This is a genomic window from Wohlfahrtiimonas chitiniclastica (genome assembly GCF_002252325.1).
GTDB lineage: Bacteria > Pseudomonadota > Gammaproteobacteria > Cardiobacteriales > Wohlfahrtiimonadaceae > Wohlfahrtiimonas > Wohlfahrtiimonas chitiniclastica.
Genome location: NZ_NEFL01000004.1, coordinates 77,022 through 103,479, shown reverse-complemented (window position 1 = coordinate 103,479; position 26,458 = coordinate 77,022). Strand labels below are relative to the sequence as shown.

Below are 26,458 nucleotides of genomic sequence, written 5' to 3'. Positions count from 1 at the left end.
GTGGGCTATTTGACCATAGCGCGCAGTTTTTCCATCTCTAATAATTTGATTTCGCGATGATTCACTTGAATCAAGCCTTGCTCTTGTAAGCGTTTTAACAAACGGCTCACGGTTTCCACCGCTAAGCCTAAAAAGCTACCAATGTCCGAGCGGGACATGCTGAGCACAAACTCAGTTGCAGAATAACCACGGCGCGCAAAACGAGAAGAGAGGCTCAAGAAAAGTGCCACTAAACGCGCTTCTGCCGATTGTGAACCGACCATCATCAACAATTGTTCTTCAGAATGAAGCTCTTGACTCATGATGCGCAGCAATTGCTTAGATACGCCCGGAATCACTGCCGACAAATCTTCTAATCGATCATACGGCAATTCACACAAACTCGTGGTTTCAAGCGTACGAGCACCACAAGGATGCACACCCGTTGCCACCGCATCTAATCCGATGATTTCACCCGGCAGATAGAAACCTGTGACATATTCTGTGCCATCTGAGGCCACATTATATGTTTTCACAGAACCGGAACGAATGGCATACAACGATGTGAATCGATCCTCGGGAAGATATATATGCTTGCCACGTGGTAATGGTCGGCTATGACCTACAATTGACTCCAACTTAGTGAAATCATCCCCTTCTAACCCAACGGGAATACACAGCTGTTGCAAGCTACAATTGTTACATGCAATTTTTAGATTTCTCAATACAGACATATATTAACTTCACTTATTTATTAAATATTCAGACCCATAACCATTATTCTGATATTACCACAGAAATCATTCATTCCATGTATACCATCAGACTTAACTCAAATAACTGAGTCCACTCACGCCTAAAATGATCAAAAAGAGCCCAAAAGCCTTCTTACCGGTGAGTGGTTCTCTAAAAATCAAAACGCCAGAGAGTGACACCATCAAAGTTGATAAGCCTGACCAAACGGCATACCCGATGCTCACATCTAAACGTTTAAATATTATATTAATTAATACAAAAAAAATACTGTAGCCAATGACAACGCCAATGATGGGCTTTTTTCGCTTAAAACCATCCGACAACTTCAAGCAGATGGTACCGACAGTGCTGAATAAAATAGCGATTACTAGCATCAACCAAGGATTAAAACTTTCGATGAATTGAATAAAACCAGTAACGTATTCTGCCATATTTATTTAGAACCCAATATTAAGACGCCAAGGACGATCAGCGCTAGACAAATTGCAATCGGGATGGTGATCACCTCTTTATAGAAAAAGAGCCCGATCAAGAAGATCAATACCGCACCCGATGCTGACCAAATCGCATACGTGACGGCAACCTCCATTTTACGCAAGCAAAATGTAAAGCATAAAAATGAGACACCAAAAAACACCAACATCAAAACCACTGCCCACCATACGGTCAAGCCATGGGCTTCTTTCATCATGACGATCCCAAGCGCTTCAAAAATAATGGCACCAGCTAAGAGTAGTTTTGCAGGCATGTTCTTCTTTATATGTATTCAAAAGATTGTCATTCTAGCATTAAATCCTTCAATGTGTGACTTAATCGCATTTTCAAAAATAGATAAATTTTATGCGTTGCTCACTCAATTTTGAGCCTAAAGAATCTACAATTGTAGCCCAAAATCATCTACACTTGTAGCCCAAACCCCTCATTTTTACTTGCGTCAAGCCTTGTTGCTTTATTAAGACAAAAGCAAAAATTATGCTTATAATCACCCCACTTATGAACGATGAAAATAATGGGAGCAATCTATGGAATTAATCATCACGGCCTTTTTATTGGGTCTTTATGGCTCGGGTCATTGTATTTCGATGTGTGGCCCTGTGGTGGGGATCATTGGCATCAATACACAAAAAAATCATGTATCTTCCGCCTTTTTAACGAATCTTGGGCGCATCACAACCTATTCAATTTTAGGCATCATCGCTGCCATTTTAAGCATTGCCATCAATGACTTAAAGCCACTGCAAATGGTGATGCGTTATTTGGCAGCTGTATTGATGATCTTTGTGGCACTGCAATTTTTTGGCTTTCCCAAATTTTTAGGCTTCATTGAAAAACCCCTCAAAAGTTTAGCCGCCCCGATTACAAAGTTATCCCAAAAGCTCTTCCCGATCACAACGCCATTGCGCGCTTATCTCTCTGGCATGGTGTGGGGATTATTCCCATGCGGCATGGTGTATGCAGCGTTTGCCATCAGTTTGAATGCATCCACTTTCATTGAAGCACCGCTCATTATGTTTAGCTTTGGCGTCGGCACCTTTGCGGTCATGGTGTCCCTCTCCATTTTTGGAAACTATGCTGGCAAATGGCTCACATCTCCAAAATTGCGCGTGGCTGCGGGCATTTTGATTTTAGTGATGACGCTCTTTTACATCGTGCCAATGTTAATGGCAGATTTAGGCTTAAAAGAAGATGCCCATGCGCATCACGGTGGTCATGGTGACCACGGTATGATGATGGATCATGGTCAAATGAATCACGGCGCAATGGATCATAGCAACATGGACCATAGCCAAATGAATCATGACACAATGGATCACAGCAATATGGATCATAGCCAAATGAACCATAACACAATGGAACACAGCAATATGGATCATAGCCAAATGAACCATAACACAATGGAACACAGCAATATGGATCATAGCCAAATGAATCATGACACAATGGATCACAGCAATATGGATCATAGCCAGATGCATCATTAACACTGAAACTTAGTCATCACCCATGAAATGGTGCAATAATGGAATTCATCTGTTATTGCACTTTTTTTTGAAACTTTAATAAGGAAAATACGATGTCTTATCGCATTGATACAGAACTGTTTGGCCCTTACGAAAACTTTAGCCACATCATCATTGATGATGCCACACAAAAAGCTGTGGTGATTGATCCTGCATGGGATGCTGACTACATCATCGAACGCCTTGAGCGCTTAGGTGTCACTTTAGATGCCATTTGGCTCACCCATGGGCATCATGATCACACCAATGCCGTCGATGCCCTGCGCGCGCAATTACCCGTACCCATTTATGCCTCACAAATTGAGATCGATTTCATTAAAAATGAACCCTCAGCCCTCTTGAGCAAAGTATTTTTACCTTTGCCCGAAGATGTGCAGGGCTTTCATGATGGAGATCAATTATCCGTTGGCAACACCCATGTTAAAATTATCCACACACCCGGCCACAGCAGTGGTTCGGTCTGCTTTGAATTGACAGATGACTTGATCACGGGCGATACTATTTTCATCAACGGATGCGGGCGCGCGGACTTGCCCGGCTCGAATCCTGGTGACTTATATGAGTCCTTAAGAAAGATTGTTAAAACCGTGCCCCATCATGTGACACTTCATACGGGACACGCCTATGGACCGAGCGATACTGCAACACTTGCTTCACAGATTGAAAACAACCCATATTTAAAACGAGCGAATCGTCAAGAGTTTTTGGCCTATCGTATGAATCATTAGGTGGATCAATATTAAGGAGCCTATTATGAACAGTGTATTCATCACCCTCAGCAATCTGGCCGTCTTTGCGGCACTGTTGTATCTACTCTTTTGGATGCAAAAGAAATATTATTCATTCGCTAAACGCGTCTTTACCGCCCTTGGGCTCGGTGTGCTCTATGGCCTTGCCATGCACTTCTTATACACGAAAGGCGCGCCAAGCTTAGTCAATACCGTTGCCTACATTGACATTGTGGGCACCGGCTACGTCAAACTCTTACAAATGATCATCATGCCGCTCATCATGGTGTCATTGATCTCTGCCATCATTCGTTTAAAAGAGGGGTCTTCCCTTGGCAAAATCAGTGCGCTTTCCATCGGCATGCTCGTCATCACCACCATGATTGCAGCCTTTGTGGGCATTGTGGTGGCGCATCTCTTTGGCTTAACAGCTGAAGGCATGGTGGCAGGTTCTGCTGAAGCGGCGCGCGGTTCTTATTTAGAAGCCACACAAAGCAATTTAGGCAACCTCTCATTTGCCCAAATGATCATTGACTTCATTCCTGCCAACCCATTTTTAGACATGACGGGCGCACGCAAAACTTCAACCATCGCGGTTGTGATCTTCTCTGTGTTCATCGGCATTTCTGCGATGGGCGTTGCGAAGAAAAAGCCTGACCTTTTCAAATCATTTGAGCACTTTATGCAAGTGGCACACGCGATTGTGATGCGTTTAGTGACCATCATCTTACGCTTAACCCCATATGGTGTTTTAGCGTTGATGGCAAAAATGGTGACCATCTCTGAATTTGCAGAAATTGTTAAACTCATCAGCTTTGTGGCGGCTTCTTACGTTGCCTTGATCGCGATGTTCATCATTCATTTGATCATCATCACCGCCACCGGTTTAAACCCAATTCAATATGTGAAAAAAATCATCCCTGTATTGATTTTTGCCTTCACATCACGCAGCAGCGCCGCTTCCATTCCTTTTAACATTCGTACGCAAACTCAAGGTTTGGGCATTTCTGAAGGTGTGGCGAACTTCTCAGCATCCTTTGGGGCAACGATTGGTCAAAATGGTTGTGGCGGTATCTATCCTGCCATGCTTGCCTTTATGATTGCGCCAACGATGGGTGTTGATCCTTGGACGCTCAGCTTCATTTTACCGTTACTTGTGATCATTGCCATCAGCTCCTTTGGTGTGGCTGGCGTGGGCGGCGGTGCAACGTTTGCAGCCCTCATCGTGCTTTCTGCCATTGATTTCCCTGTGGCACTTGCCGGTTTATTGATCTCCATTGAACCTTTAATTGATATGGGTCGAACTGCGTTAAACGTTTCAGGCTCCATCACCGCCGGTACTGTCACTGCACGCGTTTTAGGTGAAATTGACACTGAAACTTTCAACAGCAATGAACAAGTGCAATTAGACTCAGACTCAAGCACAAATGAGTTAAACTAAGGAGGTCAGCATGAGAATCATCATCATTGGGGCGCAAGCTGCAGGCATGAGCGTTGCGGCGAAAGCTAAACGCATGGATAAAACGGCGGACATTGTGGTGTATGAAGCGAGCGACATCACCTCCTTTGGCGCTTGTGGGTTGCCCTATTATGTGGGCGGTGAGTTTGATGACCCAACTTATATGTCTGAATTGACGCCTGAGGATTTTGCCAAAAAAGGCATTACGGTCAAGACATTGCACACCGTTGAATCGATTGATCCTGCGGCAAAAACCCTTAAAGTCAGCCATGATGGCAAAACCTTTGAGGATCATTATGATCGCTTGATGATCGCAACCGGCGGCAGCGCCATCATTCCATCGATTGAAAATGTGACACTCAACAATGTTTTGACCCTCAAAACCATGAACGATGGTTTAGCATTGCGAGAGATTGTACGCACGGATGCCATCCAAACAGTGACAGTGATTGGCGCCGGTTTCATTGGACTTGAATTGGTGGAAGCCTTGGTTCACCTTGGCAAAACCGTTCATCTATTTGAGCGTGAAGATCGCATCATGCCTGAAGCTTTTGAGCCTGAATTGTCAGCATTATTGCTCAAAACTTTAGAGGATCATGAGTCCGTGCATGTGCACCTCAATGAGTCAGTCACGAAAATCGAAGGTGAGCATACAGTGACGGGCGTGACAACATCGCACGGTCACTATCCTTCTGATTTAGTGGTGGTGTGTACCGGTGTGCGCCCAAACACAGCTTTCTTGAAAGAGAGTGGTTTAGCAATGCTCCAAAATGGCGCGATTCGCACCAATGAATATGGGCAAACAAATGTTGAGCACATCTATGCAGCCGGTGATTGCGCCACCGTTTGGCATGCTCAGTTGCAGACAGATGTTTACTCACCTTTGGCAACGGGCGCAAATAAGCTTGGGCGCATCATTGGGGAAAACATTGTGGGCGGAAAAAAAGCCTTTAAAGGTCTACTCAATGCCGCCGCGGTACAGCTATTATCCGTGGAAGCTGGGCGCGTTGGGTTATCAAGTAAAGAGCTCGCTGCCCATAACATTCCCCATCAAAAAGTCATTTTGACGGATAAGAACCACGCCAACTACTGCAAAGGGCAAGCGATGCTCACCATTTTGCTCTTTTATCATCCTGACACTAAAGTGATTTTGGGTGCGCAAGTGTTTGGTGAAAATGGTGGTGCTGTCCATCGTATGCATGCTTTGAGTGTGGCGATCATGACAAAGCTCACCACCGATGATCTTGCCTTTTTAGACTTTGCTTATGCCCCGCCGTTTGCTCGCGTGTGGGATGCCTTAAACATTGCCGGCAGCATCGCAAAATAGTCGATTGACTGAATAAAAAAACCGCAGCTTGCTGCGGTTTTTTTATGATCTATGGTTTTGCCTCGATGCGATAACGCCCTTTGGTCACCATAATGTTTCGAAGCTCAGGAATGTACATATCCTCAAGCAACGTAATGGGCACTTGATAATCCCCCGGCACTTGCGCTTCTAACACATATGCAAAGCGATACGTTTCCCCAGCTTTCAGGTCAAACGCCGCCACATAGCGATCAAAGCGATACTCTTCATGCGTGAGCACATTGCGCGTTAAATTCGTGGCGTTGTACTGCTCATAAAATTCATCAACGTTGTCCGTCACTAAGTTTGGATTGACGAGCACAAAGCCTGTGGGCACAAAATCAGCGAGCAATGCATTCGGTAGATTCTTTTCAGATTTGAGCGTGACATACACCACAAAGCGCTCACCGACTGACAATGCTTGAGCATCGCCTGTCACATAATCTTTTGCAAAATCCACATTAAAATTGCGTGCATCTAAAGCCTTTGAAGGATAACCTGAGATTTCATACTCTAAAAAGAGCGGCTCTTCTGCTGTTAATTTGGCAATGTGATTGGCATTGATGGGCTCATCAGGCGTCACTTCATCGGCTTGACCATTGATCAATACAGATAACGGTACTGTATCCTCAATCGTATCGATGCCCACTTTAATGAGCGCATAGCGCTCTTGCGTACTGAAATATTGCTTTTGATTCAATGCATTATTGAGATCAACATTCAGCTGCTGAGTTTTGGCTACATCTGTAAACAAACCTTTCACCGTCAATTCATTGAGCACATTGATCGCATTTGCCAAAGCCGAAACACGCGTTTGATAAGCCCCAAAATCACGCTGCCAACCCATAAAATCTAAATGATTGAGATAATGGCGGGCAGCCGTTGGGTGACTTAGCATTAAGTTTGCCCCCGCTAAATAAACGCGACTCAAAGGACTCAATGTGGCTGTATAAGGCTCTAAAAATGCAATGTCCGCACTGAAGATTTTACCTTCACGTGCCAATAACCATACGCCATAACTTAAATGATTGAGCTCCGCTTCACCTAATAGATAAGCACCTTCATTGTTCGAGGCTTGATACGTTTCAGTTAAGCGCTGCTTCACATAACGCAATCCTTGATCCACCACCGTTGGGGAGACTAAACTTGGATCTTGCTTCGCCAATTGTGTTAAAAAGTCTAACGCATACACAGAGGTTGGGAAATAACTCTCCCCGGCTGTCCAAAATGAGAAACCACCATCCTCACGCTGACGATCAACCAACTGTTTGACCACATCGCGCAGCATCTCTTTTTCCCATGCGGCATACTCTAAGCGCGGACCATTCGCAGCTTGATGGCTCGCTTCATAATTGCGATACACCTGCTCTTTTTGACCATCTAACAAAGGATTGCTTTTAAACAACCATGGGAACGCTGCACTGGTTGTTTGCTCAGTACAACCATATGGATAACTGAATAAACCATCCGTATAAGAGAGCACATTCACTTGTGGGTGGCGCGATAATGTCAAACGCTCCTGATAATTGCGATCAAATGGATCTGTGAGTGCCGCATTTCTCACCCATGTTTGACCTTTAGGCAACAATTCACGTTGATATTGTGTGGTGCGCTCTGTGATGGGATCCGTTCCTAAGCGATAACTGCGCTCTGCTTGATAACTTTTTGCATCAATTGACAATGCAATGTCCGCGCCCTGTGTGTATTCAGGCAATGAAATCGGAATCAAATGCTGACGACTTTCGCCATCTTTTAACGTGACCCTTTCAGTAAAATCCAATGCCAATTCAGGGCTTGTGACATGAATCTTCACATCATCTTTTTCACCGCTTAAATTGTGCAAAGACAACGATACATTGCTCTCATCGCCCACGCGAATGAAGCGTGGCGTTACGATGTCCGCCACAATGGGCGCGCGAATGATCATTTTTTCTTGTTGCTCACCCATGCGATTGTTTGAAAAGACTTTCACCTCAACTTGCGCTTCGCCATTAAAATCAGGCAACAACAATGTCACTTCACCTTGCCCATTGTCATCTAAGGCAATGAGCTCACTCATCAGAGAAACGGTTTTCATCTCGGTCATATTATCAATGCTTAAACCATCTTCAGCGGATGCTTGACCATCTCCCCCGAATTTTGGCACCAATAATGCATAGGCACCACGTTTAAAGAGGCGATTGTAATAGTCGATGATGTCCACGTCATATTTTTGATGGGCAAAAAAGGCATCAAAAATGCTCATGGCACGTTCAGGAATCATGTTTAAAATGCCTTGATCTGTAATGCTTACAGTGGCATACAGTGACTCTTGATCTGCATTTGGGACAGAAATCTTAATGGTGGTTGGGCGATCCGGCAATGCCACTGTGGTTGCACTGACTTTTGGCGACAATAAACGATCCGCACGATTCAAATGAATGGGAATTAAGCCAAGTGAACGCACCACTTCTTTCTGCTTGGTGGTGGAGAGCAATAAACCCGATAAATAAAGATCATGACGATTCCAATCTGCATTTAATGGCACTTTAACTGTGGTTTGACCCTTTTTCACATTGAGATTTTGGGTGTACAGCAGTTGCCCGCCTTCTAACATCAACGTGAGATTACCATCTAAAGGCGCATCAATCGTCAGGGCAATGGTTTCACCCGTTTGATACGCCGCTTTATCGGTGGAAAGCGCCAAAGCATTGGGCTTCACCGCCGGCAATTGCCCAGATGATGTGCTTGACCATTCAGCACTGAATGGATATTGCGTCACCATGCGGGAAGATAAATCTTCCACCTCTAAAATATAATTGCCCCAACTGTTGGGATTGACTTGATAAGTGATGGGTTTGCCGGCTGCTTTCACCACTTTTTGTTCACGAATTTGATAATTGTAATTCTCATGGCAATCCCAGCCGCTGTTTGGGTTATAAACCCATGTGCAGGCGCTGTCCTTATACTTTAAGGTGAGTTTTAAATCACCTGTGCCATATTGTTGATTTTGCTTGGCAGTGAAAATCTCAAATGTGGCTTCTGCTCCATAGCCGAGCTCATTTTTTCCAAAGAGCGGACGAATCACAGGCACCACATTGGTGGGCCAAAAGTCTGTTTTAAAACTGCGCGTGATGCCACTGGTTTGACCATCTAACACCGTCACATTTGCCGCTAAACCCAAAACAGCAGAAACCGCAGGCAAACCTGATTCCACACCTAAAGATAAGCGTTGCTCGCCGTTACCTTCAGCATTTAATGTACTGTCATAAGTGATTTGATCCGTCACAGCATTGAATGGAAAATCGATTGTACCCACATACCAATCGGACTGACCTTTAAACGGTGTACGATTAACGCGTAAATCCCCTTGAATCTTCACGCCATTGTGACTGGCAGGCGCACCAAAAAGATAGTGGCTGTCCATGCCAAGCATCACATCATCACGCAGATCATATTGATCTTTCACGCCAGACAATGTCAGTGCCATGCGCTCTGGCATGAACTCTTCAATGAATAAATTTAACACACCATTGGGTTTTTCACTGGCGGCATCTGTACGCACTTCCACGCGATAACGCCCTGTTTTATCCGCAGCACTTGTGGATAAATGGGTTTGATAAAAACCCGCTTCAATGGATTCAACCGTATTGTCATACACCACTTTATGTTCAGGATTGATCAAACGGATGTTGATCGGTTGCTTTGGCAACATTTGCCCATCTTGATTGCGCAGTAAAATGTTCATGGGCATCGCCTCACCGGGGCGATAAAGCTCACGGTTACTGTAAACATACGCCACCTGATCACTGTATGGCGCACCATCTACGGCATAATCATTGAGATCAAGGGCAATTTCTTTCAATGGCAAAATGGAAACATCCGAGCCCTTTTTAGCCACCACAATGTCATCACGCGTTAATTTTTGTGGAATGCGACACACGCCCTCCTTAAACCAACACAAATCTTCAGTGATGGCAACTTTACCTTGATCATTGCGCCACACTTCAACCGTTGCCCCATCAATCGGCGTTCCTGTGGAAAATTGATTGCCCACAATCACGGTTTCATTCGGATACAAACGAGCATGCAGCCCCATATCCGTAATGAATAAAATGCGCGTGTCTAAATTGCGATTAATCTCGCCAGCAGCATTGACCGTCACAATGTATGCACCGGATGTAATGTTTTGATCCACCGGAATGTTGTGCAGTGTTTTTTTCGTGGTATCAATGTGGCTTGGGGCACGATAGCGGAAAATGCCCGCAGGTGTCATGTCTTTCACATAGCGGCTCAAATCCCATTGACTGATATTCGAGCCAATGTAAAAGCGTTCCAAAAATTGCGGCAAATTATCCAGTTTAAAAAACTCAATGTCCACCTCTTCCGTGCCCATCATCTCAATGCTGAGCGCACCTTGTGCAATTGGCATCACAGGACCTCTGCCCATGATTTTGACGGAGGAAGACGCTTCACCCACATATACATATTCACGATATTCATTGCCGCCGTTATCCTTAAATGATCCCGACTTCACTAAGTAATCGCCCGCGCCAATTGGATAATATGACAAGCGATAACCATCTTTACTCAAATGCCATTGACCCTTGGTGTCGGGTTTTCGCGTCCAATCTTCATAATCATATTTTTCAACCACAAAGAGCTTTTGCAATTGATCTTGTTTAAAAACTTGTGGATCATCAAAAAAAACCGTGACAGTTTCTTGATCATCGAATTTGGCTAAATTGATGGAAGCCACTTGAGCTTGTGCAAACATAGGCACAGCGGCCAAAGCTGTCATCAGCAGCGAGCGTTTCAGGGGGATCATAAAGTATCCTTGATATGGTTAAGTGCTCAAAATTATCGCAAATATTGTGAGCAATTACTATGTTATCCACAGGGAATATTTACTGGATGATATAACGGAAAAATCTTGTTTATCAGCATCATAAAGATTATTAATATAGAGATATCTGCCCTAGATCACACTTTTTACACAAAAAGTTACCCACATTTCCATATCACATAAATATTTGATATGGTTATTAATATATAAAATTTGCTGTATTTATGCACAAAGTTATCCACAGGCTGTGCAGACTCATAAATTTCCCTTATGAGGCTGCAAGATTCTCTTAATTAGCCTTTATGCTGTGTGATCGTTAGGATGGCTCTATAGATCAATCATCTGAATAACCAATAGAGGAGCTTCATATGTCAGAAAAATATTTAACCAGTGCCAACGGCGCCCCGATTGCCGATAACCAAAACTCCATCACTGCTGGCCGCCGTGGTCCTGTGAGTTTAGAAGATTACCATTTAGTAGAAAAATTGGCGCACTTTAACCGTGAAAACATCCCTGAACGTCGCGTACATGCCAAAGGTGGCGGTGCACATGGTTTATTTACCGTAACCCATGACATCACGCAATACAGCCATGCAGATTTATTCTCACAAGTGGGCAAAGAAACACCTGTATTCATGCGCTTTTCAACTGTGGGCGGTGAACGCGGTTCAGCCGATACAGCGCGCGATCCACGTGGCTTTGCCGTGAAATTTTACACACAAGAAGGCAACCTTGACGTTGTGGGCAATAATACGCCTGTTTTCTTCATCCGTGATGCCATCAAATTCCCTGATTTCATCCACACCCAAAAACGTGATCCACGCACCAACTTAAAATCACCGCGCGCCATGTGGGATTTTTGGTCTTTATCACCTGAATCTTTGCACCAAGTGACCATTTTATTCTCTGATCGTGGGATTCCAGATGGTTTCCGTCACATGCATGGTTATGGTAGCCATACTTACAGCTTAGTCAATAAAGATGGCGTGCGCACATGGATCAAATGGCACTTTAGAACCAAGCAAGGCATCAAAAACATTCATCCAAAAGATGCAGAAGTTTTAGGGGGCACCAACCCAGATTATGCGCAAGAAGATTTATATCATGCCATCGAGAGCGGCAATTACCCTAAATGGGGCGTATATATCCAAGTGATGAGCGAAGAGGAAGCCACCAATCGTGAAGAGAATCCTTTTGACGTCACAAAAGTGTGGTCACACAAAGAGCATCCTTTGATTGAAGTGGGTGAAATTGTGTTAAATCGCAATCCTGACAACTACTTTGCAGAAGTGGAACAAGTGGCCATGGCGCCAAGCAACGTGGTTCCGGGCACAGGTTTATCACCTGATAGAATGCTACAAGGTCGTATTTTTGCATATGCAGATGCGCAGCGTTATCGCATTGGCACCAACTATCAACAATTGCCAGTGAACGCACCAAAATGTCCATACCACAATTATCAACGTGATGGCGCCATGCGTTTTGATGGTAACCAAGGCAGTGCACCTAACTATGAACCCAATAGCTTCAGCGATGCGCCAAAGCAAACGGATCATAAAAATCCTGCTTACAATGTTGGGCAAGATGGTGCCGTTTATCAATACGATCATCGTGAAGATACGGATTATTACAGCCAAGCGGGTAACTTATTCCGTTTAATGAACGATGAGCAAAAACAATTGCTGATCGATAACTTAGTGGATTCTATGCGCACCGTTGATGAATACATTCAACGCCGTCAGATCGCCCATTTCCTTAAAGCGGATCAAGCTTACGGTGAAGGCGTCGCTAAAGGTCTTAACATCAAATTGTAATTGTCAGTACTCCCCCACTGACATCGAGTTTTGCCACATGCTTGCATGTGGCTTTTTTGATGGGAAATCCGCTACAATTAACTTCCTCTTCTCATTGATGCCTTTTATGCGTGCATTTATCCTTCGGCTCATCACCCTTCTTTGCGCCTCATTTGTGGGCTTAGTGCTGCTCTTGATTGCGGCATTCATGCTCTTTAACCATCGTTATCCTTTGTCGATTCCGAAAATTGAACCTTCGGTTGTGGTGGTGGATCAAAACGGTGAAGTGCTCAGGCAATTTGCCGATTCAGAAGGCATTTTCCGCCATTGGGTGACACTGGATGATGTGAATCCGAATTATCTCAATGCCTTGATTCACTATGAAGATCGCTATTTTTATCACCATTTTGGCATCAATCCCTTAGCCACATTGCGCGCCTTTGGGCAATGGGTGGGACACCGTAAAATCATCTCAGGGAGCTCAACCTTAACCATGCAAGTGGCGCGTCTACTCTATCCGCATGAACGCACTTTTATGGGTAAGATCGAACAGATGTTTCGAGCCATTCAGCTTGAGCAACAGCTGACGAAAGCAGAAATTTTAACCCTGTACATCAACATTGCACCAATGGGCGGCAACATCGAAGGGGTGCAGGCCGCCAGTTGGCGTTACTTTGGTAAAGATGCGGCGAGCCTTAACATTGCAGAAAGTGCATTATTGGTAGCATTACCACAGCGCCCGAGCGTGTATCGTCCGGATCATTCATTGACCAAAGCCATGTACGCACGCAATAAAGTCTTGGCACGTTTGGCAGATTTTGGCGAAATTTCTCCCACAGATGCCCTTCGCTATCAACAAGAACCCATTAATTACGCGCCCTCAAGCACGCAATTTTCAGCACCTTTATTGGCGGAAAATTTAAAGCAACAATCCGATCAACATGTGATCCACACAACGCTGGATGGTCAATTGCAACGCAAAATTGAATCCCTCCTTCACTCACAGAGTAAAACATGGCCTGATAAAGCCTCAGGTGCTGTGTTGGTGGTGAATAATCACACTCATTCAATTGCTGCCTATGTGGGCTCTGCTGACCTTTTTAATGCAGAGCGCTTTGGTTATGTGGACATGGTGACGGCAATTCGCTCGCCAGGCTCGACATTAAAGCCCTTTGCTTATGGCATGGCGATGGATTATGGCATCATCCATGAGGCGAGCCTCCTCACGGATGTGCGCCGCGGCTTTGATGGCTATTATCCCAAAAACTTTGACAATGAATTTAGGGGCGCTGTGCCAATGTTTCGCGCACTACAGCTCTCTTTAAATGTGCCGGTTGTGCAAGTGTTTCAACATTTAACGCCCCATTATTTCACCCAAAAATTGCGCCAAAGTGGCATTGAGCTCTCCATTGATTACGCAACCCTCAGCATGATTTTAGGCGGCGTTGGCATTTCGCTGTGGGAGCAAGTGCGCTTGTTTTCAAGTTTATCCACACAGGGACAAATTTATCCCATGACAGTTACGCCGAAAACCGTCACCAGTACCGGGCAAATTTTATCCCCAGAAGCCGCTTGGATCACCCATAAAATCCTCAGCCAAACACGACCTGCCAACCGTTTTAATCCCCGTCAAATTGCATGGAAAACGGGCACAAGTTATGGCTATCGCGATGGCTGGGCACTCGGGACAACCGCCGATTGGACGGTGGGCGTGTGGGTCGGTCGACCGGATGGTGTACCGAATGTGGGCGCGCTCGCCAATCGCTATGCAACGCCGCTCCTGTTTGATGTCTTTAATCTATTACCTAAAGATCAAACAACCCTCACAAAGCCGCGCGGCATTACAACAGAAACCATTTGTTGGCCAAGTGGCCGCAACATGACAGATGTACCGATTGAAGCGTGTGAACAGCAATACACCATCGATGCCATCAAAGGACAAACGCCGCCCACGCTCTATGATTCCCCAGGAGAAATGCCACATTTTGGTTGGCCGCAATTGCTCACGGATGCACCATTACTGCTGCAATCGGCAGAGATTGTCACACTACAAAACCAGAGCATCATTTATAAAAGCCCCCATTCGATTGCCTTGACAGCGCGTGGTAATCCGCCATTTCGTTGGTATTTAGATGGCCAATTGCTTGAGCACAATGCATTAGATGTCTCACGCTTAAGCCTTGGTCAACACACCTTAAGCGTGCAAGATCATGCGCAAAAAGTGCACCGCATTGTGTTTGAAGTGCGCGAGTGAGAAATGCCGTATAATGGTTCTTTAATGACGCATGAGGGCCACTATGAAAGATAAACTCTCGGCGATGATTCGCGAAGCCATCGCCGTCAACGAACGCTCATTTCCATGGGAACGCGCCATTGGTGCAGGCATTGCCATGACATTGCCCATATTCATCGGCTTATGGCTCAATCTTTTACCATATGGATTGATGGCAGGGCTTGGCGGCTTCACCTATCTCTATGCCTTTCGTTTGCCATATGCGCACCTATCTAAGCGCCTGTTGTTTGTCGGGGCAACGATTGTCCTCTCTTCATTGTTAGGCTCACTGACAGCGCCTTATCCGATTGCCGTTGCCGTCGTAATGGGTGCAATTGCTGCCGTGACCCTATTCATTTTTAATGCGCTAAAATTCATTGGCCCTTCTGCCATTTTCTTTGTGCTGATTTTTGCCCTTACGGCAGATATGCCACATGTGGACTTAGCTGGCGCATTGATGCGCGCAGGTTTAGTGAGTTTAGGCGCAATGCTCTCTTGGCTCATTGCCATGAGTGGCTTTTTGATTCATCCCCATCGCCCAGAGATTCAATCCCTACAAAAAGCGTATCAGCAACTCATTCAATTGACAGACAAAGCAGGCACCGATGCCTTTCATGGTGAAAAATATAAAGCCATGGCTTCGTTTAAGGAAGCTCATGAAACGTTAATGGCAGGGCGCTTGCCATGGTCACCCTCTGAAACTTATCGCCGCTTATTGCATTTGGCAGTTGCGGGCAATGAATATTTGATTGAGCTCTCCATTCGGGAAGAGCAATCTTCAAGCCCGATGCCAAAAGAGGCGCGCGATTATTTAACAGAGATTTTACGCAATCTCAAATCCTTAAAGCATGCATCCGCCTTACCAAAACCACCGGCTGATTTACCCCTTGTGGATAACTTTATCGCCATGCATGATGCTTTAACTGCACCGATTGCCACGCTCCCTGCCCTCACAGCGGATGATCAAGTGAGCATTCGCATGATTTTAGCCCAAGCCCTTGATCGCAATTCCTTGGTCTTTTTAACCGCTGTACGTTTTGGCATCATCACCACAATTGCCTCGCTCATTGCCCATGGCTTTGATTTTACGCGCTCTTATTGGATTCCGTTATCGTGTGTGGCGGTGATGTCTGGTGCATCGATGGTGGCAACGCTCCACAGAGCCCTTCAGCGTTCCCTTGGCACGATGATCGGGATCATCATCGCAAGTTTAATCCTCTATTTTGAACCCACAGGCTACCCAATTGCCCTCTTTATTTTGATCTTTACCATTATGACAGAGCTGTGCATCGTTAAAAATTATGGTTTAGCGGTGATCTTCATTACGCCCAATGCGCTATTGTTGGCAGAAACCATCTCCGCAGGGGATTTCTCCTTTGTGCACTTTGCAAGCGCGCGCATTTTAGATGTGGCCATCGGCAGCATCATCGGAATCATTGGCGTGATGATCATGGGTAAACGCTCAGCGTCTGTGCGCATGCCACGCATTTTGATGCGCACCCTTCGCAGTCAATCCCAAATGTTACTGTTGCTCTTTGGCCCACACAACGAAGATGCTGACGCGCAGCTTAAAATCCGCAGCCTAAAAATGCAAACCAACCTTGCCAACCTCACCGCGCTTTACACCGCAGCCATTGGGGAGATCCCAAAAAACAAAGCATTAATTGAATACTATTGGCCCATCATCTATTCACTTGATAAGCTATCGGTACTCCTTGAACGTGCTGCCCACATGCAACATCGCCCCACATTGAGCCCGCAAGCGTTGGCAAATTTACTCTATTTATTTGAGACATTGGCCAATCATGCCCAATCGTCCATGACGTATGAGCCTTTGCCCATTCCAGACCTTCCGGGCTTTTCGAGCATCGCAAAGGAAATTGATGTGTTACAATCCGCCTTTAAGTCAGAGACAACCGCAATATGATCGAACAACCGCATTTTGAAATACGATTAACCCGCAATGATGATTGCGAACATTTGCCTGAAGTGGAGCGCTCAGCTGCTGCGCGTTTTGCGAGCATCCCTGAATTGGCATGGATTGCAACGGCTGATGTCCATTCAGTGGAAGATCATCAGCGCTTTGTGACACAGAAAAATAGCTGGGTGGCCATTCATGATGATCAACCCATTGGTTTTATCAGTGGCGTTCAAATGCAAGATGCGTTTCATATTTGTGAGTTTTCCGTGCGCGAAGAGTGGCAAAGCCAAGGTGTTGGCAAAGCGCTCATGCAGGCGTTAGAAGCAGATATGGCAGATAAAAATGTCACCAATATTACACTCACCACCTTTAGAAAAGTGGAGTGGAATGGCCCGATGTATGAGCATTTAGGCTTTGTGGAAATTCCAGACACCGAGCTTTCCCTCTTTTTATTAGATGTGCTTGGCGAAGAGACTGAAGCGGGCTTTTTACCAGATCAGCGCTGTGCGATGCGTAAAACCCTCACTTAAGGTTGTGTGTCTTTTAAGCCATGCTTGCCATGTGATGAGATGATGTATTCACCATTTGAGGCTTCATAACGATACAATCGCCCCCAAGGATCGACAATCAAACGCTCAGCAATATAAGGCCCATGCCAATTGACTACTTGAGGATTCGTGATCAAGCTTTGTAAGCCCTGCTCTGTCGTAGGATAATGCCCCACATCTTTATAATAAAGATTGAGCGCCCCTTCAATGGAACGAATGTTCTGTTTGACTGATACCCATTTACTGTCATCATCAAAGCCCAAAAACTTTTGCCCTAAGATGGTGACCACAATGGCGATGATCACCGAAATGATCATCAATTCCACTAAAGACAATGAGCGCTTATAAAACGCCCCAAGTGCATGATTGACCATAAATCAGCGCACCAATGCTTTAAATTCATTAAAGTATGTGGGGAAAGTTTTATTCACGCATGCCGGATCTTCAATGATCACGGGCACTAAAAAGCTGCACAATGAAAAACACATCGCCATGCGGTGATCATCATATGTGCCAATCGAGACATTTTCATTGAGCTGATCAACAGGCGTAATGACCAGGTAATCTTCACCTTCTTCCACAATCGCGCCAAGTTTAGTGAGCTCTGTGGCCATGGCATGGATGCGATCGGTCTCTTTCACGCGCCAACTGCCAATGTTGCGAAGAGTGGTTGTGCCTTTGGCAAACAAAGCAAGCACAGCCAATGTCATGGCTGCATCGGGAATGTGATTGCAATCTAAATCAATGGCGCGCAATCCTGATGCAGGCTTTGTCACCACGACATGATGGCCATGCCACTCAACTTCTGCCCCCATCATTTCAAGGGCGCGCAAAAATTCCACATCGCCTTGAATGGTTTGTGTGCCGATGCCTTGCAACGTAATCTCACCGCCAATGGCGCCAAGGGCAGCAAAATAAGAGGCACTTGATGCATCACCTTCAACATCATAATGCGCCACCGCTTGATAAGTTTGCCCTGCCGGGATGTAAAACGATTGCCAATTGCGATTTTCCACCACAATGCCAAAGTCTTTGAGCATCGCTAAAGTAATGGTGATGTAAGGTTTTGAGATCAATTCGCCATCAATGTGAATGGTCATCGCCTTTTTTGTCATCGGGAGAGTTAAAAGAAGCGCCGTTAAAAATTGGCTAGACACCGAGCCTTTGACTGAAACTTCAGAATGCATCACCTCTGCATCAAAAATCTCAAGGGGCGGATAACCTTCGTTGTCTAAATAGTGGATCATTAACCCCATCGATTGCAAGGCTTCCACCAAATCTTTGATCGGACGTTCATGCATGCGAGGAATGCCGCGCAATACATAATGCCCTTGATTGAGGGCAAGCGCCGCCGTTAAAGAGCGAAATGCCGTGCCTGCATTGCCTAAAAAGAGTTCTGCCTCTTTATTTGGTAGATGACCTTGATTGCCTTCAATGATGCATTCTGTCGGGCTGATGGGTTCAATTTGAATGCCAAGCGTGAGTAAAGCTTCAGTCATATAGCGCACATCATCACTGTCTAATAAACCCTTCAAATGGGTTTTACCATCGGCCAATGCGGCTAATAATAGCGCACGATTTGAAATGCTTTTTGAGCCGGGTACGGTCATTGTCCCTGCTGCGTGTGTCACTTTAGAAAGCGCTAATGTTTCCATACATCACCCATTTGATCATCATTGAATTAGAAATATACAACATATCATACAAAAAGTGCCCTAAAGTTTAACACTGAAGGGCACTTGTGACTATGGTCTGATGTGTGGATCAACATGCATCGATCATTGGGCTCTCTGCAGGTGTTAAGTTCAAACGCTCAAAGAGTGCGTTGTCCACATCTTCATCCGCATTTGGGCTGGTTAATAATTTAGCGCCATAGAAAATGGAGTTAGCACCTGCCATAAAGCATAACGCTTGTAATTCAGAGCTCATGCTTTCACGGCCAGCCGATAAACGCACCATGGATTTTGGCATCATGATGCGCGCCACAGCAATCGTGCGCACAAAGTCAAAATCATCCACAGGATCATTGCCACCTAATGGCGTGCCTTGAATCGGGATCAAACGGTTAATGGGCACACTTTCTGGCGGTGTGAGCATGTTCGCTAATTGCACCAAAAGAGATGCGCGATCCTTTTGTGATTCGCCTAAACCGATGATGCCGCCTGAACAAATCTTCATGCCGGAGTTACGCACATGATCTAATGTATCTAAGCGGTTTTGATAATTATGCGTGGTGACAATTTCACCATAAAATTCAGGGGAAGTGTCTAAGTTATGATTGTAGTAATCTAAACCTGTATTTGCCAACTCATTTGCTTGCTCTGCTGTGAGTTGACCAAGCGTCATACAGGTTTCCATGCCAAGGCCTTTGACCTCTTCAATCATTTTTTTGATGTAAGGCATGTCACGAGGTTTCGGGTTACGCCAAGCTGCGCCCATACAAAAACGGCTCGCGCCATCTTCTTTCGCTTTTTTCGCAGCCTCAATGACTTTTTGCACTTCCATCAATTTTTCTGCTTCTAAACCTGTGTCATGATGCACGCTTTGCGAGCAATATTTACAGTCTTCAGAGCAGCGACCTGTTTTAATGGATAACAAACGGCTCACTTGAATTTTGGTTGGGTCAAAATGCTGACGATGCACCTGCTGGGCTTCGAACAATAATTCAAACAGTGGTTTTTTAAAGAGCGCATCGGCTTCTTCAATGGTCCAAACTTTTTTACTCATACGATTCTCAGATTAATAATAATGGTAACGCCCCATATCATAGAGGAAAGTTGGGCTGAATGTAAACCAGAATTAAATTCATATGATTTACATAACTCAGCCTCATCAAAATACCAATTGTGTTAAATTGTGATCATAAAAACCCATAAACAACAATCAAAATGAGGATGCTATGCATTATCTAAAAGTATTAGAAAAACAGTTCAAAGAAAAAAATGACAGCTTGCCTGCTGAAGTTCAACACCGCATTTATCGCACATTGAGTTGGCTCAACAGCGCCGAGCGTTTACGCACGCCCGTGCCACATCCAAGCAAACCGAATAAACATAAATTACCCGACACATTAGACATGCAATTTATGAATCTATGGGTGGCATTTAATGCCATTTATGCCTGCCAAGGGTTTCAGGATGATAAAGAGCGCTTTAAAGACTTCATCCACATCATGGTGCAAAAAGAGGGGGATAAATTAGAGAAGATTTTATGGGATTTATTCTCTTCTCAAATTCATATGTTCTTGAAAAATCACTACGCATTTCGCCCATTTTGGGATTATCACAATCAAGAAACCGATCAACCTGAAAGTTATTGGCGCGCTCGCTTTGAAGATGAAAACATTAAAGCAAATCAATCTCTTAAAAACCATGACACCAAAACATTGCTCCTCATTTTGTTTGAGCGCATTTATACCCTTCGCAATCAAATTTTTCATGGTGGCTCTAGCTTTGGCAGCCGTTTAAACCGCAAACAATTACAACAAGCCTGCGGTTTACTCAGTCATTTGGTGCCAGTGTTTGCCATTGTGGTGCTCAATAATCCTGAAGATCCCATTTGGGGTCGCCCATTTTATCCAGTGATTCATGATTGATAATGGGAAAATGGGCATAAAAAACCTCGGCAGTGCCGAGGTTTTTTGTGTCACTTATTCATGATGTTTCACGTGGAACGATAAATCATCGCCAATGAGCACATGATCTTTTGGCTTAAATTCACCATTTAAAAAAGATTTCGCCAATGGATTTTCTAGATGAATCTGAATCGCACGTTTCAATGGACGCGCACCAAAAACAGGATCATAACCCACTTCGCCCAACTCATCTAATGCACCATCTGTGATGGCCAACTCGATCTCTTGATCCGCTAAACGCTTGATCACGCGATCCACTTGTAATTTTGCAATCGAACGAATGTTCTCTTTATTAAGCGGATGGAAGACCACAATGTCATCAATACGGTTGATGAATTCAGGTCTAAAATGTTGCCCAACCACATCCATCACAGAGGCTTTAATCGCTTCGTATTGATCTTTCTCATCCATGTTCGAAAGCGCATGGGTTTGCTCTTGAATGATGCTCGAACCTAAGTTCGATGTCATCACAATCACCGTATTTTTAAAGTCCACGGTGCGGCCTTGGCCATCGGTTAAGCGACCATCATCAAGCACTTGTAAAAGAATGTTAAACACATCCGGATGCGCTTTTTCCACTTCATCCAACAAAATCACAGAATATGGACGGCGACGCACCGCTTCAGTTAAATAACCACCCTCTTCATAACCCACATAGCCTGGAGGCGCACCAATCAAGCGTGCCACGGAATGTTTCTCCATGAACTCGGACATATCAATGCGGATCATCGCGGCTTCTGAGTCAAACAAGAAGTTGGCCAATGCTTTGGTCAATTCTGTTTTACCGACACCCGTTGGCCCTAAAAATAGGAAGGAGCCAATCGGACGATTAGGATCAGACAAACCTGCACGAGAACGGCGCACAGCATCAGACACCGCAGAGATCGCCTCTTTTTGCCCAATCACTTGGTTCGCTAAGAAGCTTTCCATGTGCAACAATTTTTCGCGCTCACCTTCTAGCATGCGCGTGACCGGAATGCCTGTCCATTTAGAGACAATTTCTGCAATCTCTTCAGACGTCACATTCGTGCGCACGAGTTGATTTTTACGTTCAACATCCCCTTCGTTTGCTTGCGCTTCTTTAAGCTGTGCCTCTAATTCAGGAATGCGGCCATATTGCAACTCACTCATTTTCGCTAAATCCCCAGAGCGACGAGCCGCCTCCATTTCATTGCGCGCTTTTTCTAAGTCTTCCTTAATGGAAGTTGCGCCCTGCATCACGCTTTTCTCTTTTTTCCAAACCTCTTCAAGATCTGAATACTCTTTAGATAAGTCTTCGATCTCTTGCTCTAAAATTTCTAAGCGTTTTTTAGAGGCATCATCCTTCTCTTTTTTGATGGCTTCACGCTCGATTTTCAATTGAATCAAACGGCGATCTAATTTATCCATCTCTTCAGGTTTAGAGTCAATCTCCATGCGCACCAAACTTGCTGCTTCATCAATAAGATCAATCGCTTTATCCGGCAATTGACGGTCCGTAATGTAACGGTTTGATAAAGTTGCCGCAGCAACAATCGCAGGATCCGTAATTTCCACACCATGGTGGATCTCATAGCGCTCTTTTAAACCACGCAAAATGGCAATGGTGTCTTCCACTGTCGGCTCATCCACCAATACACGTTGGAAACGGCGCTCAAGGGCTGGATCTTTCTCAATGTATTGACGATATTCATCGAGCGTTGTCGCACCAATACAGTGCAACTCACCGCGTGATAATGCAGGTTTTAACATGTTGCCTGCATCCATTGCGCCATCGCCTTTACCTGCGCCCACCATTGTATGGATTTCATCAATGAATAAAATGATGCGGCCATCTTGTTTGCCAAGCTCATTGAGTACAGCTTTTAAGCGTTCTTCAAACTCCCCACGGAATTTTGCCCCCGCGATCAATGCGCCCATGTCTAAAGATAAAACGGATTTGTTTTTTAAGCCTTCTGGCACTTCGCCATTGACAATGCGCTGCGCTAAACCTTCGATGATGGCAGTTTTACCCACACCTGGCTCACCAATCAACACAGGGTTATTTTTTGTACGGCGTGACAAGACCTGAATGCAGCGACGAATCTCATCATCACGGCCAATCACAGGATCGAGTTTGCCCTCTTCAGCACGCTTTGTTAAATCTACGGTGTATTTAGAGAGTGCCTGACGGTTCTCTTCAGAATTTGCATCATTCACCGCTTCACCTCCGCGTAAATTGTCAATCACGGTTGATAATGTCTCTTTTTTCAAACCGGCATCTTTTAAAAGGTCGGTGAGCGCCCCTTTTTCTTCTAATATGCCAAGCAAAAAGATCTCTGAGGAGATGTATTGATCCCCACGCGCATTTGCGGCCTTTTCAGCGGCAATCAATGTGCGTTGAAACTCTTTGCTCACTTGAAAATCATTGGTGCCTTCAACTTGTGGCATTTTCTTGATCAATGCTTCAACATCATCGGTCAAACGGTTCACATTCACGCGACACTGACGCAAAATTGGCAACACAGAGCCATCTTTTTGCTTCAGCATGGCAAGCAAAACATGAGCGGGTTCTAAAAACTGGTTGTGATGCTCAATGGCAATGCTTTGAGCCTCGGATAGTGCTGATGTTAAGGTTGTTGTAAATTTTTCTGAACTCATCGTTGGTTCTCCTTATCAGTAATTTTTTATTAATCTTTGCTGACTAACATAATGGGACTGAAATTAAAAAAAACAAGAGCGATTCACAAAGTTATCCACAGCTTTTTTGAGGTGCAAAAAAACCCCGATCAGAACCGGGGTTTAATTCAATAGAAAGATACGTTTTAATACTTATATTCACTCTCAGTTGAGAACAATATCTTAAAACACATTTTCTTATTATATATCAGTGTAATAGAGTCTATTAAAGACCACGACAAACAGTAGTTTGTAAACCTTTGTCGCCTTCTTTAGCTTCGAATTCTACCTTCTGACCTTCCGCTAAAGTACGGAAGCCATCACCTTGAATCGTTGAAAAGTGAACGAATACATCTGGTGAACCATCTTCAGGAGTGATGAAACCAAAACCTTTAGACTCATTGAACCATTTTACAGTTCCGATACGCATATTTAACCTCAAACAAAGAGTGACTATATTCATAGTCGTTTTCAAACCACTTACCCAAATGGATAAGCCTCACCACAAATCTAATAGTGATGCTCATTACATTACGTGTTATTTGTATGCTTTGCAACAAAAATGATCAAATAAATGAAATATTAATCAAAATACCGCAACTGTGTCTTTGCTACGCTGTATCATAAAATACATAACCCATTGATATTAAAAGCGAGAGTTGCATGCAATAAAAAAGCGTATATGATGAGCTTTTGATCACCGAATTTCATCCATTATTATGCATTCATTATCAACCACCTACATTGCACTGGGCGCAAATCTTGAAAATCCAGTCGCACAGCTCACAACAGCCCTTGAAGAGATCGCACAATTACCCAATACTTCAATCATTCAATGTTCAAAATTCTATCGCACCAAACCCATAGGCCCAAAGCAGCCTGACATCATCAATGCAGTGATTGCCTTGCAAACCGCTTTATCACCTTATGAGCTTTTGCATGCCCTACAAGCCATTGAGCTCAAGCATGGACGCACGCGCACAGTTCGCTTTGGCGCGCGCACGCTCGACTTAGATGTATTACTTTATGAGGATTGGGTCAATGATGATTCCGCGCTCATTGTGCCTCATCCAAGAATGCACGAGCGCAATTTTGTGTTGATCCCCCTTTATGAAATTGCGCCCGATTTAATCTTGCCACAAGGTGCGATTGCCGATCTCATTGCCCGCAATGACCCTGAAGATTATGTGATTCCTTTAGATCTTTAAAGGCGAAAGCGCTTGGCCACAAAGCCTAAGGCAACGCCAAGCACACAAAGGAAAATCAGATAATGGGTGACAAAGTTCTCATTCAATTGCTCAGCGATCACGGGCACTAAAAATGTGGTGAGCCCACCAAAGAGTGCATTCCCAATGTTATAAGAAAAACCCATGCCTGATAAACGCACGCGCGGCTCATATAAACGCACAATGAAGATCGGCACACACGCCACTAAGCCTAAAAAGAGTGAGCTTGCCATATATAATAATGCAATCAGGGTGTGATCGCCGCCCTGCCCAAGAGCATTGAAGAAAATCGTGCTACTGATGCCTAAAATCGTCGCAAACACAATCATCGTGCGTGGCAAGCCAATCCGATCCACCAATAAGCCAGCAATCACGCTGCCAATGATGTTCATTGCCGTGGCCAACAATGCAATTTTATTGACAAAATCTGCAGGCAATCCATAAAGTTCTGACTTCATTAAATTTGGAATGAGCAGCACCATAATGACGCCTGTCATCAATAGCCACGTGCTCATGACGCCCCAAAAGCTCTCTTTTAAATATTTTTGCAGCACTGTTTTCATGGGGAATTCGCTGCTTTTTTTGCGCTCTTCTTTAAATTGTAAAAAGACCGGCGTTTCTTGCAATGAACGACGCAAATAGAGCGCCAATAACCCTAAGCCACCTCCAATGATGAAAGGAAAACGCCATGCATATGCGTGGATTTCAGCTTCCGTAAAAATGAAGTTCAATGAGGTGGAAATGGCATAACCAATGAACACCCCAAAGGTGAGCCCTGCAGCAATTAAACTATTGGCAAGCCCCATATGATGCGATTTGACATGCTCTGTGACAAAAACATGCGCGCTTGGCACTTCGCCCCCTAACGCGATCCCCTGCAATAAACGCATGCACAGCAATAAGAGCGGCGCCCAAACGCCAATGTCATCAAATGTGGGCAATAAACCGATGGCTAAGGTTGGCACTGCCATTAAAAAGAGCGAGATCATAAACATGCGTTTACGCCCCACAATGTCGCCAAAGGGCGCTAAAATCATGCCACTTAATGGGCGCACAAAATAGGCCACCGCATAGATGCCATAAATCATCATCAAAGAATCAAGTCCCGATTGCTCAGGGAAAAAGTGCTGTTTTAAAATGGGAATAAAGGTCAAAAAGACAATGAAATCATAAAACTCCAACGCGCCGCCTAATGAGGAGAGCGAGAGCGTTTTAATGTCTGACCGAGTCAATGCTTGTTTCATATCCATCCTAGAGTTGATCAACAAAATTCGCATCTTACTCCAAATGAATGGATTTTGCCCTGTGTTGCGG

The 26,458-nt window shown here is 44.6% G+C and carries 19 protein-coding genes and 1 pseudogene; 10 read left to right on the top strand and 10 right to left on the bottom strand.

The annotated features are described in order from the left end of the window. Nucleotides 1-5 precede the first annotated feature (5 nt). From fnr to B9T10_RS09720, 3 genes are all read right to left on the bottom strand, one after another. Nucleotides 6-713 (bottom strand): fumarate/nitrate reduction transcriptional regulator Fnr, encoded by a 708-nt coding sequence (gene fnr / locus B9T10_RS09730; RefSeq protein WP_051028017.1) that lies wholly within the window; start codon nt 711-713, stop codon nt 6-8. Between the two features lie 93 nt (nt 714-806). Beyond that, complete coding sequence (locus B9T10_RS09725; RefSeq protein ID WP_008316032.1) at nt 807-1,166, bottom strand: DMT family transporter; 360 nt, start codon at nt 1,164-1,166, stop codon at nt 807-809. A 2-nt stretch (nt 1,167-1,168) separates the two neighbouring features. Next, a complete protein-coding gene (locus B9T10_RS09720) occupies nt 1,169-1,483 on the bottom strand; it encodes a DMT family transporter (protein WP_008316030.1) in 315 nt (104 codons plus the stop codon). Nucleotides 1,484-1,757: 274 nt separating this feature from the next. Between B9T10_RS09720 and B9T10_RS10335 the strand changes: the two genes are divergently transcribed. The 4 genes from B9T10_RS10335 (at nt 1,758) to B9T10_RS09700 (ending at nt 6,270) form a co-directional block, all read left to right on the top strand. Continuing rightward, a complete protein-coding gene (locus B9T10_RS10335; RefSeq protein WP_094538361.1) occupies nt 1,758-2,717 on the top strand; it encodes a sulfite exporter TauE/SafE family protein in 960 nt (319 codons plus the stop codon). A 92-nt stretch (nt 2,718-2,809) separates the two neighbouring features. Beyond that, a complete protein-coding gene (locus B9T10_RS09710) occupies nt 2,810-3,484 on the top strand; it encodes an MBL fold metallo-hydrolase (RefSeq protein WP_094538360.1) in 675 nt (224 codons plus the stop codon). A gap of 25 nt (nt 3,485-3,509) precedes the next feature. Next, nucleotides 3,510-4,925, top strand: coding sequence for an L-cystine transporter (locus B9T10_RS09705; RefSeq protein WP_018122932.1), 1,416 nt, complete (start codon nt 3,510-3,512; stop codon nt 4,923-4,925). A gap of 10 nt (nt 4,926-4,935) precedes the next feature. Next, the gene (locus tag B9T10_RS09700) at nt 4,936-6,270 is read left to right on the top strand and encodes a CoA-disulfide reductase (RefSeq protein ID WP_094538359.1); all 1,335 of its coding nucleotides are present in this window, start codon (nt 4,936-4,938) and stop codon (nt 6,268-6,270) included. 49 nt (nt 6,271-6,319) lie between these two features. On the opposite strand, the gene B9T10_RS09695 is transcribed toward B9T10_RS09700, so the two are convergent. Beyond that, nucleotides 6,320-11,095, bottom strand: coding sequence for an alpha-2-macroglobulin family protein (locus B9T10_RS09695; protein ID WP_094538358.1), 4,776 nt, complete (start codon nt 11,093-11,095; stop codon nt 6,320-6,322). Between the two features lie 386 nt (nt 11,096-11,481). Between B9T10_RS09695 and B9T10_RS09690 the strand changes: the two genes are divergently transcribed. The 4 genes from B9T10_RS09690 (at nt 11,482) to B9T10_RS09675 (ending at nt 17,629) form a co-directional block, all read left to right on the top strand. Then, entirely contained in the window at nt 11,482-12,927 is a 1,446-nt protein-coding gene (locus B9T10_RS09690) for a catalase (RefSeq protein WP_094538357.1), read from the top strand. A 106-nt stretch (nt 12,928-13,033) separates the two neighbouring features. Then, nucleotides 13,034-15,160 carry a penicillin-binding protein 1C gene (gene pbpC / locus B9T10_RS09685; protein WP_246782191.1) on the top strand — a complete coding sequence of 709 codons (2,127 nt, stop codon included), beginning with the start codon at nt 13,034-13,036 and terminating at the stop codon, nt 15,158-15,160. Between the two features lie 43 nt (nt 15,161-15,203). Beyond that, nucleotides 15,204-17,105 carry an FUSC family protein gene (locus B9T10_RS09680; RefSeq protein WP_094491871.1) on the top strand — a complete coding sequence of 634 codons (1,902 nt, stop codon included), beginning with the start codon at nt 15,204-15,206 and terminating at the stop codon, nt 17,103-17,105. Next, nucleotides 17,102-17,629 carry a GNAT family N-acetyltransferase gene (locus B9T10_RS09675; RefSeq protein WP_008316019.1) on the top strand — a complete coding sequence of 176 codons (528 nt, stop codon included), beginning with the start codon at nt 17,102-17,104 and terminating at the stop codon, nt 17,627-17,629. The genes B9T10_RS09680 and B9T10_RS09675 overlap by 4 nt, the downstream gene beginning before the upstream one ends. Here B9T10_RS09675 and B9T10_RS09670 read toward each other — a convergent pair. The 3 genes and pseudogenes from B9T10_RS09670 to bioB all read right to left on the bottom strand — a co-directional run. Beyond that, the gene (locus tag B9T10_RS09670) at nt 17,626-18,021 is read right to left on the bottom strand and encodes a type II secretion system protein GspG (RefSeq protein WP_063455402.1); all 396 of its coding nucleotides are present in this window, start codon (nt 18,019-18,021) and stop codon (nt 17,626-17,628) included. The two genes, B9T10_RS09675 and B9T10_RS09670, sit on opposite strands and share 4 nt — an antisense overlap. 3 nt (nt 18,022-18,024) lie before the next feature. Next, the gene (gene aroA / locus B9T10_RS09665) at nt 18,025-19,302 is read right to left on the bottom strand and encodes a 3-phosphoshikimate 1-carboxyvinyltransferase (RefSeq protein ID WP_094538355.1); all 1,278 of its coding nucleotides are present in this window, start codon (nt 19,300-19,302) and stop codon (nt 18,025-18,027) included. A gap of 139 nt (nt 19,303-19,441) precedes the next feature. Next, a pseudogene (bioB, locus tag B9T10_RS09660) lies at nt 19,442-20,374 on the bottom strand (biotin synthase BioB); the annotation flags it as partial. 172 nt (nt 20,375-20,546) lie between these two features. On the opposite strand from bioB, the gene B9T10_RS09655 reads away from it, so the two are divergent. Beyond that, a complete protein-coding gene (locus tag B9T10_RS09655) occupies nt 20,547-21,242 on the top strand; it encodes a HEPN domain-containing protein (RefSeq protein ID WP_063455400.1) in 696 nt (231 codons plus the stop codon). 54 nt (nt 21,243-21,296) lie between these two features. Here B9T10_RS09655 and clpB read toward each other — a convergent pair whose 3' ends face one another. Together clpB and B9T10_RS09645 are read right to left on the bottom strand one after the other, a co-directional pair. Further along, a complete protein-coding gene (gene clpB, locus B9T10_RS09650) occupies nt 21,297-23,900 on the bottom strand; it encodes an ATP-dependent chaperone ClpB (protein ID WP_008316014.1) in 2,604 nt (867 codons plus the stop codon). A 244-nt stretch (nt 23,901-24,144) separates the two neighbouring features. Next, complete coding sequence (locus B9T10_RS09645; protein WP_008316013.1) at nt 24,145-24,348, bottom strand: cold-shock protein; 204 nt, start codon at nt 24,346-24,348, stop codon at nt 24,145-24,147. A 289-nt stretch (nt 24,349-24,637) separates the two neighbouring features. Here B9T10_RS09645 and folK point away from each other — a divergent pair, with 289 nt between their 5' ends. Further along, the gene (gene folK, locus B9T10_RS09640; RefSeq protein ID WP_008316012.1) at nt 24,638-25,126 is read left to right on the top strand and encodes a 2-amino-4-hydroxy-6-hydroxymethyldihydropteridine diphosphokinase; all 489 of its coding nucleotides are present in this window, start codon (nt 24,638-24,640) and stop codon (nt 25,124-25,126) included. On the opposite strand, the gene B9T10_RS09635 is transcribed toward folK, so the two are convergent. Next, nucleotides 25,123-26,388 (bottom strand): MFS transporter, encoded by a 1,266-nt coding sequence (locus tag B9T10_RS09635; RefSeq protein ID WP_063455399.1) that lies wholly within the window; start codon nt 26,386-26,388, stop codon nt 25,123-25,125. The genes folK and B9T10_RS09635 overlap by 4 nt on opposite strands. Nucleotides 26,389-26,458 lie beyond the last annotated feature (70 nt).